Annotated in this window: 15 protein-coding genes; 5 read left to right on the top strand and 10 right to left on the bottom strand. The window is 65.3% G+C overall.

What is annotated here, in order from left to right; translation table 11 throughout:
* Positions 1-22: 22 nt before the first annotated feature.
* A complete protein-coding gene (locus tag QN397_RS00985; RefSeq protein WP_323497270.1) occupies positions 23-418 on the bottom strand; it encodes a 5-carboxymethyl-2-hydroxymuconate isomerase in 396 nt (131 codons plus the stop codon).
* A 61-nt stretch (positions 419-479) separates the two neighbouring features.
* On the opposite strand from QN397_RS00985, the gene radA reads away from it, so the two are divergent.
* Complete coding sequence (gene radA, locus QN397_RS00990; RefSeq protein WP_323499826.1) at positions 480-1,874, top strand: DNA repair protein RadA; 1,395 nt, start codon at positions 480-482, stop codon at positions 1,872-1,874.
* 22 nt (positions 1,875-1,896) lie between these two features.
* On the opposite strand, the gene QN397_RS00995 is transcribed toward radA, so the two are convergent.
* A complete protein-coding gene (locus QN397_RS00995; protein ID WP_323499827.1) occupies positions 1,897-2,400 on the bottom strand; it encodes a hypothetical protein in 504 nt (167 codons plus the stop codon).
* Positions 2,401-2,537: 137 nt separating this feature from the next.
* On the opposite strand from QN397_RS00995, the gene QN397_RS01000 reads away from it, so the two are divergent.
* Entirely contained in the window at positions 2,538-2,972 is a 435-nt protein-coding gene (locus QN397_RS01000) for a glycerate kinase (RefSeq protein ID WP_323497268.1), read from the top strand.
* On the opposite strand, the gene QN397_RS01005 is transcribed toward QN397_RS01000, so the two are convergent.
* On the bottom strand, positions 2,969-4,000 hold the full coding sequence (locus QN397_RS01005; protein WP_323497267.1) for a recombination-associated protein RdgC: 1,032 nt from the start codon (positions 3,998-4,000) through the stop codon (positions 2,969-2,971). The two genes, QN397_RS01000 and QN397_RS01005, sit on opposite strands and share 4 nt — an antisense overlap.
* A gap of 144 nt (positions 4,001-4,144) precedes the next feature.
* On the opposite strand from QN397_RS01005, the gene QN397_RS01010 reads away from it, so the two are divergent.
* Genes QN397_RS01010 through bla form a run of 3 tightly spaced genes read left to right on the top strand, consistent with a single transcriptional unit; the run spans position 4,145 to position 6,278 of the window.
* Positions 4,145-5,104: a branched-chain amino acid transaminase gene (locus QN397_RS01010; RefSeq protein WP_187053913.1), complete on the top strand. Its 960-nt coding sequence runs from the start codon at positions 4,145-4,147 to the stop codon at positions 5,102-5,104.
* A gap of 14 nt (positions 5,105-5,118) precedes the next feature.
* On the top strand, positions 5,119-5,328 hold the full coding sequence (locus QN397_RS01015; RefSeq protein WP_323499828.1) for a zinc-finger domain-containing protein: 210 nt from the start codon (positions 5,119-5,121) through the stop codon (positions 5,326-5,328).
* Between the two features lie 35 nt (positions 5,329-5,363).
* Positions 5,364-6,278, top strand: a complete 915-nt coding sequence (gene bla, locus QN397_RS01020; protein WP_323499888.1) for a class A beta-lactamase — start codon at positions 5,364-5,366, stop codon at positions 6,276-6,278.
* A 24-nt stretch (positions 6,279-6,302) separates the two neighbouring features.
* Here the strand turns inward: bla and QN397_RS01025 are convergent, their stop codons facing one another.
* From QN397_RS01025 to QN397_RS01055, 7 genes are all read right to left on the bottom strand, one after another.
* Positions 6,303-6,854 (bottom strand): phosphatase PAP2 family protein, encoded by a 552-nt coding sequence (locus QN397_RS01025; protein ID WP_323497266.1) that lies wholly within the window; start codon positions 6,852-6,854, stop codon positions 6,303-6,305.
* Positions 6,855-6,941: 87 nt separating this feature from the next.
* A complete protein-coding gene (locus QN397_RS01030) occupies positions 6,942-8,207 on the bottom strand; it encodes an O-antigen ligase family protein (protein ID WP_323497265.1) in 1,266 nt (421 codons plus the stop codon).
* 64 nt (positions 8,208-8,271) lie between these two features.
* Complete coding sequence (locus QN397_RS01035; RefSeq protein WP_323499829.1) at positions 8,272-9,480, bottom strand: ATP-binding protein; 1,209 nt, start codon at positions 9,478-9,480, stop codon at positions 8,272-8,274.
* Between the two features lie 33 nt (positions 9,481-9,513).
* A complete protein-coding gene (locus QN397_RS01040; RefSeq protein WP_187053918.1) occupies positions 9,514-10,236 on the bottom strand; it encodes a response regulator transcription factor in 723 nt (240 codons plus the stop codon).
* Between the two features lie 66 nt (positions 10,237-10,302).
* Positions 10,303-11,973, bottom strand: a complete 1,671-nt coding sequence (locus QN397_RS01045) for an NAD(P)/FAD-dependent oxidoreductase (protein ID WP_323499830.1) — start codon at positions 11,971-11,973, stop codon at positions 10,303-10,305.
* Entirely contained in the window at positions 11,973-12,791 is an 819-nt protein-coding gene (locus QN397_RS01050) for a beta-ketoacyl synthase chain length factor (RefSeq protein WP_323499831.1), read from the bottom strand. The genes QN397_RS01045 and QN397_RS01050 overlap by 1 nt, the downstream gene beginning before the upstream one ends.
* Positions 12,788-13,981 (bottom strand): beta-ketoacyl-[acyl-carrier-protein] synthase family protein, encoded by a 1,194-nt coding sequence (locus tag QN397_RS01055; RefSeq protein ID WP_323499832.1) that lies wholly within the window; start codon positions 13,979-13,981, stop codon positions 12,788-12,790. The genes QN397_RS01050 and QN397_RS01055 overlap by 4 nt, the downstream gene beginning before the upstream one ends.
* Positions 13,982-14,033: the final 52 nt, after the last annotated feature.

Below are 14,033 nucleotides of genomic sequence, written 5' to 3' on the forward strand. Positions count from 1 at the left end.
GTCGAAAGGTCTTGAAGATGGCTCAGAGGTACTGGGCGAGGTTGTTGAGTTTGCCGGCGTAGACCTCGGCACCCTCGTCGATCTGCAAGGTGAGCCCGAGCGCACGGCCGGCGGCAATGGGCGCGAAATGCATTTCGATGGCGGCCATCAGCGTGTCGCCGACTTTCTTCTTGAGCGCATCGCTGCGGCCTGGCGTGATGCGCAGTTGCAGCCAGACGAATGCACGATCGGGCGCGCCGTCGGCCACCGCGAACTGTTGCGCCGGCCAGGCCAGCACCCGAGTTCCGGTGATTGGAAAGACCGGCGCGCCGCTGTCGTCGAGCGTGCCGACGAGCGTCGCGCGCAGGTGTTCGCAAAGTTCGTCGATGCGAAGTTCGTCTTCGAGGTTGGCGGTGTATTCGATGCGAAGGTGCGGCATGGCGCGATGTCTCCGTGTGTGCGGGGTGAGCGGCGGCGACCACCTTTATAGTCGCAGGCCCATGGCCAAAGACAGAAGCATCTACGTTTGCACCGAATGCGGAGGCACGAGCGCGAAATGGCTCGGCAAGTGCCCGAGCTGCGATGCATGGAATACGCTGGTCGAACAGGCTGCTGCGGTGCAACCCGGCAGCGCCAACAACCGCTTCGGCGCTCCGGTGTTCACCGCTCTGGCCGGCGCTGCCGAACTCGCCACCCTGTCGGACATCGAAGCCACCGACATGGCGCGCACGCCGACCGGGCTCGACGAGCTGGACCGCGTGCTCGGCGGCGGCATCGTGTCGGGCGGCGTCACTCTCATTGGCGGCGATCCGGGGATCGGCAAGTCGACGCTGCTGCTGCAGGCTGTCGATGCGCTCCAGCGCGCCGGGCAAAACGCGATCTACGTCACCGGCGAAGAAAGCGGCGCACAGGTAGCGCTGCGCTCCAAGCGGCTCGGACTCGATCACTCGCAGGTGCAGGTTCTGGCCGAGATCCAGCTCGAAAAAATCCTGGCCACGCTCGACGCCACGCGGCCGGCGATCGCGGTCATCGATTCGATCCAGACCGTCTACTCGGATCAACTCACGTCGGCGCCCGGCTCCGTCGCGCAGGTGCGCGAGTGCGCGGCGCACCTGACGCGCTTTGCCAAGGCCAGCGGCACTGCAGTGGTGCTGGTCGGCCACGTCACCAAAGAAGGCGCGCTGGCCGGCCCGCGCGTGCTGGAGCACATGGTCGACACGGTGCTGTACTTCGAGGGCGACACGCACTCGAGCTTCCGGCTGGTGCGTGCCATCAAGAACCGCTTCGGCGCGGTCAACGAGATCGGTGTTTTCGCCATGACCGAGCGCGGGCTGAAGGGCGTGACCAACCCGAGCGCGATCTTTCTGAGTCAGCACGCGGAGCCGGTGCCCGGCAGCGTGGTGCTGGTCACGCTCGAAGGCACGCGGCCGATGCTGGTCGAAATCCAGGCGCTGGTCGACAGCGGCGGGCCGAGTCCGAGGCGGTTGTCGGTCGGCCTGGACCGCGACCGCCTCGCCATGCTGCTGGCGGTGCTGCACCGTCATGCGGGCATCGCCTGCATGGACCAGGACGTGTTCGTCAATGCGGTCGGCGGCGTGCGCATCAGCGAGCCGGCGGCCGACTTGGCCGTGATGCTGGCCATCACTTCGAGCCTGCGCGGCAAGCCCTTGCCCAAGGGCTTTATCGCGTTCGGCGAAGTCGGCCTGGCCGGCGAAGTGCGGCCGGCGCCGCGCGGCCAGGAGCGTCTGCGAGAAGCCGCCAAGCTGGGCTTCAGCGTGGCGGTCGTCCCAAAAGCCAACGCGCCCAGAAAGGGCGCGAAGGAAATCGAAGGGCTGACCGTTCATCCGGTCGAGCGCATCGAAGAAGCGATGGACGTGGTGCGGCAGCTTCAGTAGCTGCGCGCAGGCCAAGCCTTGGTCAGCCGATGTGCATCGTGAAGGCCGGACCGTTGTTCAGCACGCAGGTGCCGCTGCCGAGCGTTGCCGAATTCATCGTGTAGCGGCAACTCAGCATGCCGCCGCGCGTGCCGCTGGCATTGGCGATGCCGCTGCGCTGCGAACTGCCCGCTTGCCGCGTCGACTCACCCTGGAATTGCTCGCCGGCGATCGTCGCGTTGAAGTAGCCGCGACCGTTCATGTCGTTCGTGACGGTGCCGGTGATCGTTCCGTACATGACTGCTTCGGCGTTGGCCGGGTAGAGGCGTGCGGTGAAGGTCAGCGCCACCATCGGAAGCGGCGTCACCATCGTTTGCGGCGCAGCCATCGGCATCGTTGCGACCGGAAACAACTGCTGGGACGGCACCTGCGGCGGTGGCGTTTGCAACGGCACGATGTAGCAGCCGCTCAACGCGGCGGCCGCGAATGCGCCGGCGAGGGAAAGACGAACAACAGAAAAAGACAAGCGCGAAGGCGAGAGCTTCATACACTTTTCGGTGGCCCGGGCAGATGCCCGTGAACGCAATGTCGTCGACACGGTCAGCGAAGCGCCGGGAATTTGGGTCGAGTAGCGCTGGGCGCTCCCGCAGGTAACGCCAGCCGCGCCCCGGCGACAATCGGTTCATGAATTTCCGGAAGATCCTCGTGCCGCTGGTCGGTATCGTGCTGCTAGGGCTAGCCTATCGAAGCTACGGCTGGCAGGGCGTCGCGCTCGTCGGCGGCGCCATCGTCATGTTTTTGCTGCTGCACTTCAACCGCGCGATGAAGGTGCTGCAACGCGCCGCCGAGCGGCCTGTGGGCTACGTCGACAGCGCCGTCATGCTCAACGCCAAGCTCAAGCCGGGCTCGACGCTGATGCACGTGGTCGCGATGACGCGCGCGCTCGGAGAGCCGAAGTCGCAAGAAGGCACGCAGCCCGAGCTGTACCGCTGGACCGACAACGGCAACTCGTGGGTCGACGCGACCTTCGTCGGCGGCAAGTTGAAGGAATGGGCGTTGACGCGGCCCGACGTGCCGGCGGAAGACACTCCCACCGGCCCGTCTACCTTGGCGCGCTAGAACGGCGCGGATTCGTCCGCGAGTTCTTTGGCCGTGGGGCCGTTGGCCGAGGTTCCGGGCGACTTGCCACCTTGCGCCTTCAGCTTCGCGACCGTGTCGTTCGCAGCATCGGCCGCAGATGCACCCAGCTGCATCTCACCGCCAAGCGCCTCGAGCAATTCAGGCACCAGCTGGCCCAGCTCGCCTGTCGCGATCGCCGCATCCGCATCGAAGTTGTCTTCCTTGCCGCCCTTGTTTGCGACTGCACTGTCGGTGCCCTCGAGGAACACGATCTTGCGGATCACCATCGCGTCGGTCAGCTCGAACGACACGCGGTCGTCCCAGGTCATCGCAAGGCGCGTCGGCCGCTTGCCATCGGCGATGTGCTGGCGGACCTCTTCGATGTCGAGCGCGTGCTTGGCGTAACGCACGACGGATTTCGATTCGTCGCTGGCGCGCAGTTCGCATTCGCGGTCGATCGTGAAGCCGGCCGGCGGTTCCTGGCTGGAGAGCCACTCCGACATCGCGGCGGCCGGCTCCATTTGCGTTTGCAGCAGTGCCACCGAAAAACCTTCGAGGCACTGCACCAGGCTGGTCACGACTTCGTCGGCGCGCGACACGTTGCTGGCGTTCACCACCAGGCGGCGCTCGGCTGGGTCGATCCACACCATGATGCGTGCATGCTTGGTGAAGGCCAGCGGCAGCAGCTCGTGCGTAACGTCTTCCTTCAGGTCGCGCTTTTCTTTCTTGCCCGGCTTGCGGCCGGTGGTGGCCTCGATTTGCGCGGCGCGTTCCTCTACTTTGCGCCGGATCACCGAGGCCGGCAGCGCCTTGCTCTCGATCATGTACTCGAGCAGCCACTGGCCGCCGATGGATTCGACCAGCGGCCCGTTTTCTTCACCGCGGGGCTCGGTCCAGCCGGCGGACTTTTCTTGCGACGGGCCGCAGGCCACGAAGCGGTTGGCGCCCAGGGCCTCTTCGGCCTGGGTCGATGTTTGAGACCACGATGGTTCGATGCGATAGACGATGACGTTCTTGAAGACGGACACTGAAACCCTTTTCCGAGTGATTGGCAGAGCCGTCCATTGTGGGCCTCTCGTCGCGCCGGCCCGTGGCAATACCGATACGCGCCGGCGCCGTAAAATCGAAAGCTTTTGCGACAGCATTTCCACACGCCCCCAAAGGACCAAGACATGAGCGCCCTCGTACCGCCTCCCGCTTCCCTAGACGACCGCGACGGCAAGATCTGGATGGACGGTGAACTGGTCGACTGGCGCAATGCCACGGTCCACGTCCTGAGCCACACGCTGCACTACGGCTGCGGCGCCTTCGAAGGTGTTCGGGCCTACGACACGGTCGATGGCACTGCGATCTTTCGTCTTGCCGAGCACACCGAGCGCCTCTTCAACAGCGCCAAGATCCTGCGCATGAAGATCCCTTTTTCGCAGGAAGAAGTGATGGCGGCGCAAAAGCAGGTCGTGCGCGAGAACAAGCTCGCAAGCTGCTACCTGCGCCCGCTGATCTGGATTGGTTCCGAGAAGCTCGGTGTCAGCCCCAGGGGCAACAAGATCCACGCGATGGTTGCGGCCTGGGCCTGGGGCGCGTACCTCGGTGAAGAAGGCATGCGCCGCGGCATCCGCGTGAAGACGTCGAGCTACACGCGGCACCACGTCAACATCACCATGACGCAGGCCAAGGCGGTGAGCAACTACACCAACTCGATCCTCGCCAACATGGAAGCGCTCGACGACGGCTACGACGAGGCGCTGCTGCTCGACGCCAGCGGCTTCGTCTCCGAAGGCGCCGGTGAAAACATCTTCGTGGTGAAGGGCGACGTGGTCTACACGCCCGACCTGTCGGCCGGTGCGCTCAACGGCATCACTCGCAACACCATCCTGCATATCTGCAAGGACTTGGGGCTGGAGCTCGTGCAAAAACGCATCACGCGCGACGAGGTCTACATCGCCGACGAAGCCTTCTTCACTGGCACCGCGGCTGAAGTGACGCCGATTCGCGAACTCGACCGCATCGAGATCGGCAACCGTGGCGACGGCGGTTCCCGCGGCCCGATAACCGAAAAAATCCAGAGCGCGTTCTTCGACATCGTGAACGGCAAAAATCCCAAATACGCCCATTGGCTAACTAAAGTCTGAAGACCCCTATCACCATGTCGACCACCGCCGTCATCGAACTGCTCGCGAAAGAACTCAATCACCAGGGCGGCGTCCACTGCCCGAGCCCGCTGGCCGACATGAAGCTCTGGAGCGCGCACCCCAAGGTCTACCTCGACGTAGCACGCATGGGAGAAGCCAAGTGCCCGTATTGCGGCACGGTGTACCGCCTGAAAGCGGGTGAGTCGGCAGTGCATCGGCACTGAGCCGCTGATCTGCGCCAAGCGATAAGGACAAGACGATCAACAAGCTTTCTGTCCCCCGTCGAGCGTTGTTGCTCGGCGCGTTTTCCGCACCGTTCGTCGGTGCATGCGCTCCCTTGTCGCATGACGCCGGCGCATCGGCGGCTGCGCTGCAGGCGCTGGACAAACTCGAAGCATCCGCGGGCGGACGCCTCGGCATCGTGGCCTTCCGGACCGATGCCGGCAGCGGGGGCGATGTTGGCGCGCGTTCTACGGTGCAGCATCGCGCCGATGAACGCTTTCCGATGTGCAGTACGTTCAAGGTGCTGGCCGCCTCCGCCATTCTTCAGCGCAGTGCGATCGAAATCGATCTGTTGCAGCGTCGCGTGCGCTATGCCACCAGCGACCTTGTGACCTATTCGCCCATTACTGAGAGGCATGTGCAGGACGGCATGACCATCGCCGAACTTTGCGCCGCCGCGCTGCAACACAGCGACAACTCGGCCGCCAACATGCTGCTCGACGCACTCGGTGGTCCGCCAGTGCTCACTGCCTTTGCGCGATCGATCGGCGACACGGCTTTCCGACTCGACCGCCGCGAGACGGAACTGAACACAGCGCTGCCCGGCGATCCCCGCGACACGTGCACGCCTCGCGCCATGGCGCGCAATCTGCAAGTACTGCTGACGGGCAACGCATTGCCCACGCGACAGCGCGATCAACTCGTCGCATGGATGCTCGGCAACACCACCGGTGCCACGCGCATCCGTGCAGCGGTGCCTGCCGACTGGCGCGTCGCCGACAAGACCGGCTCGGGCGACTATGGAACGGCGAACGATATCGGCGTCGCATGGCCGCCAGCGGGTGCGCCGATCGTCATGGCGATCTACTTCACCCAGACCGTCAAAGAGGCGCCGATGCGCAACGATGTCATTGCAGCCGCAGCGCGCATCGCGGCCACTGCATTGGCCTGAGCGCGCCGGTCGAATCTTGCAGGCTCACGCGTCAGGGCCGGTGTATCGCCGGCGCATCCACCACTGCACACCGCTGCGCAGGCCGGTATAGACCGCGAGAACGACCGCGCCCAGCAGCAGCCCGGCACCGACATCCGCCGGAAAATGCGCGCCTGCGTAGATGCGGCCCCATGCAGTGGCAAAGGCCAGTGCCAGCAACACGGCACCCGCGGTATGCAGGCCCGGACGCACCAGGCAACCCAGCGCGACCAACGACATCACCGACATGTGCGTACTCGGCATGGCGCCTCGTCCACCGTGCTGGAGGTAATTCGGGCTCATGCCTATCGCGAAGGGGCGAGGCATGTCCAGGGCGCTCGAGATGGCTTGAGACAGCACGGACGTGATGCATGCCAGCAGCAGCAAGAGGACCAGATACAGGCGCTGAGATGGCTGGCGAAAGCCGCTGTAGAGCACTGTCAGGCCTGCAGCCCAGGCGCCGTACACGGCGATCCAGCAAGCCGCCGCCAACAGCCAGGGCGTGGGATGGAAACCTCCCGCCATCCATTCGAACAATCCGTAGTTCACATAGCGCATGGCAAAACCTCCCGACCGAGACGTCGACCACCGTCAAGGGCAGTTCGGTTGCGGATTATTGAAGGCACGACGCTGCGATTCTCAAAATCAGGGGTTAACCGAAGCTGAACGTGGCGGTTGCAGCCGCATCAGCTCCTGTAGCCGCAAGGGCAGCATCTCGCGCCACGGCTGGCCCGGCTCCTGCACCAGCCGCAGGTAGACCATCGCGATCCACAGCAGGCTGAGTCCGATCTGCGCATCGCGCAGCGCAGAGTTCACGCTGGTCGCGATCAGCATCACCAGCATGGCTGCAAAGCCGCAGCGTCCGGTGATGTCGTTCCGGCGCCAGCCCTGCCACACGCCCACCAGCATGATGACCAGCAGCGTCAGCAGTCCCGGCACCCCGGCCTGCGCGCCCATCCACAGGAAATCGTTGTGGGGCATGTTGTAGTCGGCCAGCAGCTTGGGCCCGCGCAGGTGCCATTGCTCGGTCCAGCCGCCGATGCCCCAGCCTGCGAGCGGTTTGTCGATGATCATGCGTGCGGTGTCGCGGTACATGTAGAAGCGCACGACCCAGCTGCCTTCCGACACCGCACCGGCCTGCGCTGCTTCGATTTCCTGCGCGCCCAGCGCGAAGGTGCGCTGCACCACCGGCGACTGCCACACCAGTACCGACGCCGCACCAACCGCGATCACCAGCACCACCGCCAGCACCCGCAGTTGCTTGCGCCACTGATGCACGCACACTGCAACGCCCGCAACCAGCAGCCCGAGCAGCGAAGTCCGAGATGGCAACCACAGCGTGATGATCACCGCGACAAAGCCGGTGAGCGCGAAAGCGGGCAGCGCCCAGTGCCCCTTCTTGTCGTGGATATGGGCCAGCCCGAATACCACCGCACTCACACCCAGCACCGTGAACAGCAGCGCATCGTTGATCGACTTGTTGCCGACCAGCACCAGCGTGGCGCGCCACAACTCGGCCATCGGAAAGCCGACAGTGCGATAGAGCAGCACCATCAACACGCTGGTGAAGGCGATGACGAAGAAGCCGCGCAGCGCCCACAGCGCTTCGTCGCGGGTGAGCGCCATCGCCATCACGATGGTCGCTGCGATACGGAAACCATGCCAGAGGTTCGATGGTGTCTGCGGGTAATGCGGCCTGAATGCGAGCACGACAAGCGTCCACGCAACGTAAGCGACCACCGGCCACCACAGCGGATTGGCACGGATGCGCGCCGCGCGTTCCTGCAAATTGCCCGCGATAAAGAGCGTCGCGAACATCAGTACGGCGGCAAGGTAGTTGACGCCCACCGGTGCGAAGACTGCGAGCCCCCAGAACATGGCGGCGGGGCGGGCAATCGTCGATCTCTGCATGGTGGCGGCGATTCTAGGTGCGGCCTCCGGGTGGCCACCTGACTTCACCGCCTCGCCTAGAGGCTCAAGCTCCGTTAGGCAGCGCGATGACGAAACTGGCGCCGCCGCCGGCACGGTCTTCGCAGCGCACCGTGCCGCCGTGGCGTTCCACGATCGATTTCACCAGCGCCAGCCCCAGGCCCACACCGCCTTCGCGCTCGCTGGCGCCGGGCAGCCGATAGAACGGCTCGAAAATGCGGTCGCGCAAGGCGGCTGGGACGCCCGGCCCGCGGTCGTTCACGCGCACGGTGGCAAAGCCGCCGGCGCCGGAAGCGGTTGCCAGCTCCACCGAAATCTCGCCGGCGCCATAGCGCCGTGCGTTCTCGAGCAGATTGCGGATCGCGCGTCGCAGCAGCCGCGGCACGCCACGCACCGTGAGTGCATTGCTGTCTGTGCCTTCGGCCACGTCGAGTTCCGCGCCGACCTGAGAGCACTCTTCGGCAGCCAACCCCATCAGGTCGACGGTTTCGATCGTGCCCATGTCGGCTTCGCTGGCGTCGAGCCGGCTCGACAACAAAATCTCGTCGATCAATTGGTCGAGCTCACCGATGTTGCGGGCGATTTCCTGCCGCGACTTCGGGTTCGGCGTGTCGCCCATCAGCTCCAGGCCCATGCGGATGCGCGTGAGCGGCGAGCGCAATTCGTGCGACGCGTTGGCCAGCAGCGACTTGTGCGAGCGCACCAGTTGTTCGATCCGCACCGCCGCCGCATTGAAGCGTCGCGCCAGGTCGCTGACCTCGTCTTGCCCTTCTTCGGCCACGCGCACCGACAAGTCACCCTCGCCCCAACGTTGCACGCTGCGCTGCAACGACTCCAGCCGCTTGGTGAGCCGCCGCACGATCGGGTACACGCCGAGCGCGACCGAGACGCCGACCAGCACGATCATCCAGACGAAGCCGAACGGCGTGCGCCACGGCGGCGGTGGTGGCCGGCCTTCGCTGGCGATGGTGCCCGGCTCGCGCCGATTCACTTCGAGCGACAGGGCGCGGCCGTCGCTGAGCGTCAAGTCGAACTCCAGGCCTTGGCCGCGCGCACGCGTCGCCTGGCCGGTGCCGATGACGTTGTTCTCGGTGTCGCGCACGATCACCTCGCGCGGCAGTGCGTTGATGCGGTCGCGCTCGCTCTCGGCGGAGATGCGCACCAGCCAGCCAGCCGTCAGCGTGAGCACCACGACACCCGCTACCACCGCCAGCCAGATGCGAACGTAGAGGTGGCGCGAGTAGAGGCTCAGCATCGGTCGGTCAATCGGTCAATCGATTTGAGCCGATCAGTCTTGTTGCTTGGCAAAAACGTAGCCGACGCCGCGCACCGTAAGGATGCGCTTCGGGTTCTTCGCGTCGATCTCGATGGCGGCACGGATGCGGCCCATGTGCACGTCGATCGAGCGGTCGAAGGCTTCGAGCTCGCGGCCGCGTACCGCTTCCATGATCTGGTCGCGTGTGAGGACGCGACCCGCGCGCTCTGCCATCGCGACCAGCAGGTCGAACTGGTACGAGGTGAGGTCGGCCAGTGCGGCCGCGACGGTCACGGTGCGAGCGTTGCGGTCGATCTCCAGGGTGCCGAATCGCATCATGGTCGACGCTGCGGCTTCGCTCGTCGTCTCGCCGCGACGGCGCAGCACGGCGCGAATGCGGGCCAGCAATTCACGCGGCTCGAAGGGCTTGGGCAGATAGTCGTCGGCCCCGATTTCAAGGCCGATGATGCGGTCCATCGGGTCGCCCTTGGCCGTGAGCATCAGCACCGACACCTTCGCAAGGCCACCCGGCAGTGCGCGGATGCGGCGGCACACTTCGAGCCCGTCGGTGTCGGGCAGCATCAGGTCGAGGATGACGAGGTCGGGTGCGTGCTCCTGCAACTGCGCCAGTCCGCTCGCACCGTCGGCCGCGTGGTTGAAACCGAAGCCCGACTGCGTCAGGTACTCGCCCACCATCTGCGCCAGGCGGGTGTCGTCTTCGATCATCAAAAGTTGGGGGGTGCTCATGGGCTTCATGGTGAAGGGCGGCGAGCAACCCGCGTTGAACGCTGCGTAAAGTTGGGGTAAACGTCGGGATGTGCCTCAAGCGGCGAACAGCATGGTCCCTTGACCGGAATGGGCTGGCACCATCGCCATTTTTTCTTTGAGCAACATGCGCAATTCGGTCGCTTCGATGCCGGAGTGTTCCGTCGATGCGCGCACCAGAATCTCGGCCGCCAACTGCCGTAGTTGTGCGGCCGATGCGCGCATGCGATCGCGAAACGCGCTGTCGTCGAGATCGTCTTTCAGGCTCCGATTGAGGTCGGCAAACCAGGGTAGCGCCGCCTGGTCGAGCATCACCGCCGGATTGCGCTTGGTCGTCACGCCAGACCACGCGCGCAAAAAATGCTGCACGGCGACGTTGAGCTTCTGGCAGTGCTGCAGTTCTTCCTTGAGGCTGCCCAGCAGCGCCAGGTCGGTGAGCCGATCCTGAAAGAAGATCTGCGAGAGCACGCCCCAGTAGTAGGTGTAGTCCCAGATCACCTTGATCGGCAGCACCTCGGGGTCGCCGAACAGCGCGTACTGGTCCTGATAGAGCGCGAGCGTGCTCTCGTAGAACGAGTGATAGATCTGGTCGTAGAGCTGCGCGCGTGCTTCCACCGAGTGCCCGGCGCGGTCGTGCGCGATGAGGTCGGTGATGTAGGTGTTGCCCATCGCGATGAAGTCGCTGCCGGGCGAATAGAAGGGGTCGAGAAAGAGCCCTGCTTCACCGGTCAGCGCCCAGCGCTTGCCCGAGAAAACCTGCTTGCAGCCGTACGAAAAATTCTTGAAGAAGGCGAAGTCCTGCAAGAGATGGCGCTTGCCGTCGAGCTCGTCGTAGAGCGCAGGCTGCCAGGTCTTGAACCAGTCCATCGCCTTGTCGAAAGTGTCGAAACGGTCGAGCGGGTGAATGCGCGGGTCGGCCACGATGCCGATCGAGTGCGAACCCGATGCCAGCGGAATCAGCCACACCCAATAGCCCGCGCCGACCAGGTGATTGGTCGACAACCAGCGTGCTTGCGGCTCGCAGCGCTCGCGCCATTCGGTGTTGTCGCTCCAGTGGTCGATGGTGATGCGGTCGCCGATGCGAAACCACACCGCGTTGCACTCGTGCGAGTTGGGCTCGGCCAGGCCGAGCTTGCGCTTCAACATGCCCGCACGGCCGCAGGCGTCGATCACCCAGCGCGCATGGATCTCGTGCGACTCGCCGTCTTGCGTCCAGCGCAGGCGATGCGGCTGGCGAGCGTCATCGGCCAGGTCGATCTGCTTGACCAGCGCGTTGTCGACGAAGCGGACGCCGCAACGCGCAGCTTCTTCGGCCAGATAGTTCTCGAAGATGCCGCGATCGATTTGGTAGCTCGGCACCGACAGGTAGCGGCTGGCGCCGATCTCGGTCACCTGATCGATATCGCGCCGCCCTTCGCTGAAGAAAAAGCGAAAGCCGAACTTGCGCAGCTGTTCACCTTGCAGGTGCGGCTTCAGGCCCAGTACCGTGTCGAAGTAGTGCGCGCCGATCTCGACCGAGGATTCGCCGACCTTGTGCGCGGCGTGCGGCACCGGATGCGAGCGACGCTCGAGCACCAGCACGTCGATGGGGTCGAAGCGCTTTTTCAGCTGCAGCGCCAGCGTGAGCCCGGCCAGCCCGCCGCCCATGATCACGACATCGTGCGCGCTCACATTGGCATCATCGGATGCTGTATTGGCGGCCGCCGCCGCAACGGCTTTGATGGACATCAGGCCTGCTCGAGCCGCATTTGAAGCGACAGTTTGGGTGACAGCGGGAGCGCCAGCGTGCCCGCCTCGCCCAGTGCAAGCAATTCGAACAGCGGCAGCGCGTCGGCCATGGCGTTGGCGGTGAGCGCTTGCGATATGTCGCTGCGCGGTGCAATGGCGTGCGCTTCGCCGCTGAACAGCGACCAGTCGAACGATGCCACCGTGCGCTCGGTGCGCTCCGGCGCGATCACCATGCCGACTGCCAGCAGGCCCCGGCTGGTAGTGACCGACGACAACGCACCGACCGACGGAATGTCGTAGCCGACCAGCAGCACCGGCGTCTGGTCGGCGGCACACTGCGCGGCGGCTTCGAGCATGCCGGCGGCAAAGCTGCTCTCGAAAGCCGAGATCGAATTGCTGGCCGCCATGCAGCCGGTGCCGATGGTCCAGTAGCCCACGGCGGCGTTGTGAACCGAGTTGTGGAACTTGGTCGGCGACAGCACCGATGGATCGCTGGCGAGCACCGTGCACATGTAGTCGTTGATCGCCAGGTCGCCGTGCGCCGAGACGAACACGCACGGCAGGTCGGGCGCGTGGCGGCCGGAAGCGGCGATGGACGCGGCCGCAACTTCCAGTGCCAGCGCCACGGTATCGGGCGCGCGGCGGCGCTCGGCCGGGGCCAGCACCATCGGCGCGGGGCGCTTGGCGGGCGGCTCGGTCACGTTGCCTTCGCCACGAAACGCGGCGCGGGCGTTGTCCCAGCCCGGCAGGCTCGGGGCCCAGAAGGCCGGGCCTTCGATGTAGAGCGTCGGTGGCTTCGGAATGTGGTTGGTGCTCATGCCGCGGCTCCCTTGCCGAACACCAGCGAGCAGTTGTTGCCGCCAAAGCCAAAAGAGTTGGACAGCACGTAGCGCACCTCGCCGTGCGCCGGTTTCAGCCGGATCTGCGGTCCGAAGTCCGGATCGATGTCAGTGGTGTTCACAGTGCCCGGCTTCAGCCCGCGCTCGATGGCGAGCAGGCTGACGACGGCTTCCACGATGCCCGCTGCCCCGAGCGTGTGCCCGGTGAACCCCTTGGTCGAGCTCGCGTGCGTGGTCTCCGGAAAGCGGCGTCCGACCAGCGCGCCTTCGACTTCGTCGTTCTTCATGCTGGCGGTGCCGTGCATGTTGATGTAGTCGATGGCGTCAGTGCCGAGGCCCGCGCGGGCCAGTGCATCGTTCAGCGCCCTTTCAGCGCCGAGGCCTTCGGGGTGCGGCGTCGACATGTGGTGCGCATCGCTGGCTTCACCGTAGCCGAGCAGTTCGAGCGCACCGGCGCCGCGTTCGAGCAATGCGAAGCCGGCCGCCTCACCCAGGCTAATGCCGCCCCGCGCCGCATCGAACGGGCGGCACGGCTGGTTCGACACCAGCTCGAGCGAGTTGAAGCCGAACAGCACGCTGCCGCACAGCGTGTCAACACCGCCGACCACGGCCGCATCGACCAGGCCGAGGCGGATCAGCCGCTCGGCCGAGGCGAATACTTTGGCGCTCGACGAACAGGCCGTCGAAATGGTCTCGCACGGGCCTTCGAGGCCGAGAACTTCCTGTACGAACATCGTGAGCGAGTGCGGTGTGTGAACTTCAGGGCGCCGCTGGTCTGCGGGAAAGTGGCCTTCGGCATCGAGCTGCGTGTATGCGAGCTCGGTTTCGCCGATGCTCGACGTGGAAGTGCCGAGGATCAGCGCGATGCGCGACGCGCCGTACTTTTCTCGCGCTGCGGCCACGGCCTGCTCGAAGCCATCGGCCTGCAGGCCCAGCCAGGCGAGGCGGTTGTTGCGGCAATCCCAGTGCGCCAAGGCTTCCGGGAGACGCACTTCTTCGACGCCCTCGACGCGGCCGATCCAGGTGTCGAGCGGTGCATCGCCGAAGTCGTTGGGACGCAGGCCACTGCGGGACGATTCGAGCGCGGTGGCCAGCGACTCCTTGCCGGTACCGACGGCCGAGGTCGCGGTGTAGGCGCTGATCTTCAGAGGGGGAATTCGGGAGGGCACGGTGATGGAGAGAGAAAAAATACAGGGGTCGGGCGCACGGTGAGGTGCAAGC

This window comes from Variovorax sp. RTB1, assembly GCF_035018765.1.
Lineage (GTDB): Bacteria > Pseudomonadota > Gammaproteobacteria > Burkholderiales > Burkholderiaceae_C > Variovorax.

Bases quoted from the DNA above. Each gene is read 5' to 3' on its own strand.
- QN397_RS00985 (WP_323497270.1), bottom strand. From the start codon at position 418: ATGCCGCACCTTCGCATCGAATACACCGCCAACCTCGAAGACGAACTT.
- radA (WP_323499826.1), top strand. From the start codon at position 480: ATGGCCAAAGACAGAAGCATCTACGTTTGCACCGAATGCGGAGGCACG.
- QN397_RS00995 (WP_323499827.1), bottom strand. From the start codon at position 2,400: ATGAAGCTCTCGCCTTCGCGCTTGTCTTTTTCTGTTGTTCGTCTTTCC.
- QN397_RS01000 (WP_323497268.1), top strand. From the start codon at position 2,538: ATGAATTTCCGGAAGATCCTCGTGCCGCTGGTCGGTATCGTGCTGCTA.
- QN397_RS01010 (WP_187053913.1), top strand. From the start codon at position 4,145: ATGAGCGCCCTCGTACCGCCTCCCGCTTCCCTAGACGACCGCGACGGC.
- QN397_RS01015 (WP_323499828.1), top strand. From the start codon at position 5,119: ATGTCGACCACCGCCGTCATCGAACTGCTCGCGAAAGAACTCAATCAC.
- QN397_RS01025 (WP_323497266.1), bottom strand. From the start codon at position 6,854: ATGCGCTATGTGAACTACGGATTGTTCGAATGGATGGCGGGAGGTTTC.
- QN397_RS01030 (WP_323497265.1), bottom strand. From the start codon at position 8,207: ATGCAGAGATCGACGATTGCCCGCCCCGCCGCCATGTTCTGGGGGCTC.
- QN397_RS01035 (WP_323499829.1), bottom strand. From the start codon at position 9,480: ATGCTGAGCCTCTACTCGCGCCACCTCTACGTTCGCATCTGGCTGGCG.
- QN397_RS01040 (WP_187053918.1), bottom strand. From the start codon at position 10,236: ATGAAGCCCATGAGCACCCCCCAACTTTTGATGATCGAAGACGACACC.
- QN397_RS01045 (WP_323499830.1), bottom strand. From the start codon at position 11,973: ATGTCCATCAAAGCCGTTGCGGCGGCGGCCGCCAATACAGCATCCGAT.
- QN397_RS01050 (WP_323499831.1), bottom strand. From the start codon at position 12,791: ATGAGCACCAACCACATTCCGAAGCCACCGACGCTCTACATCGAAGGC.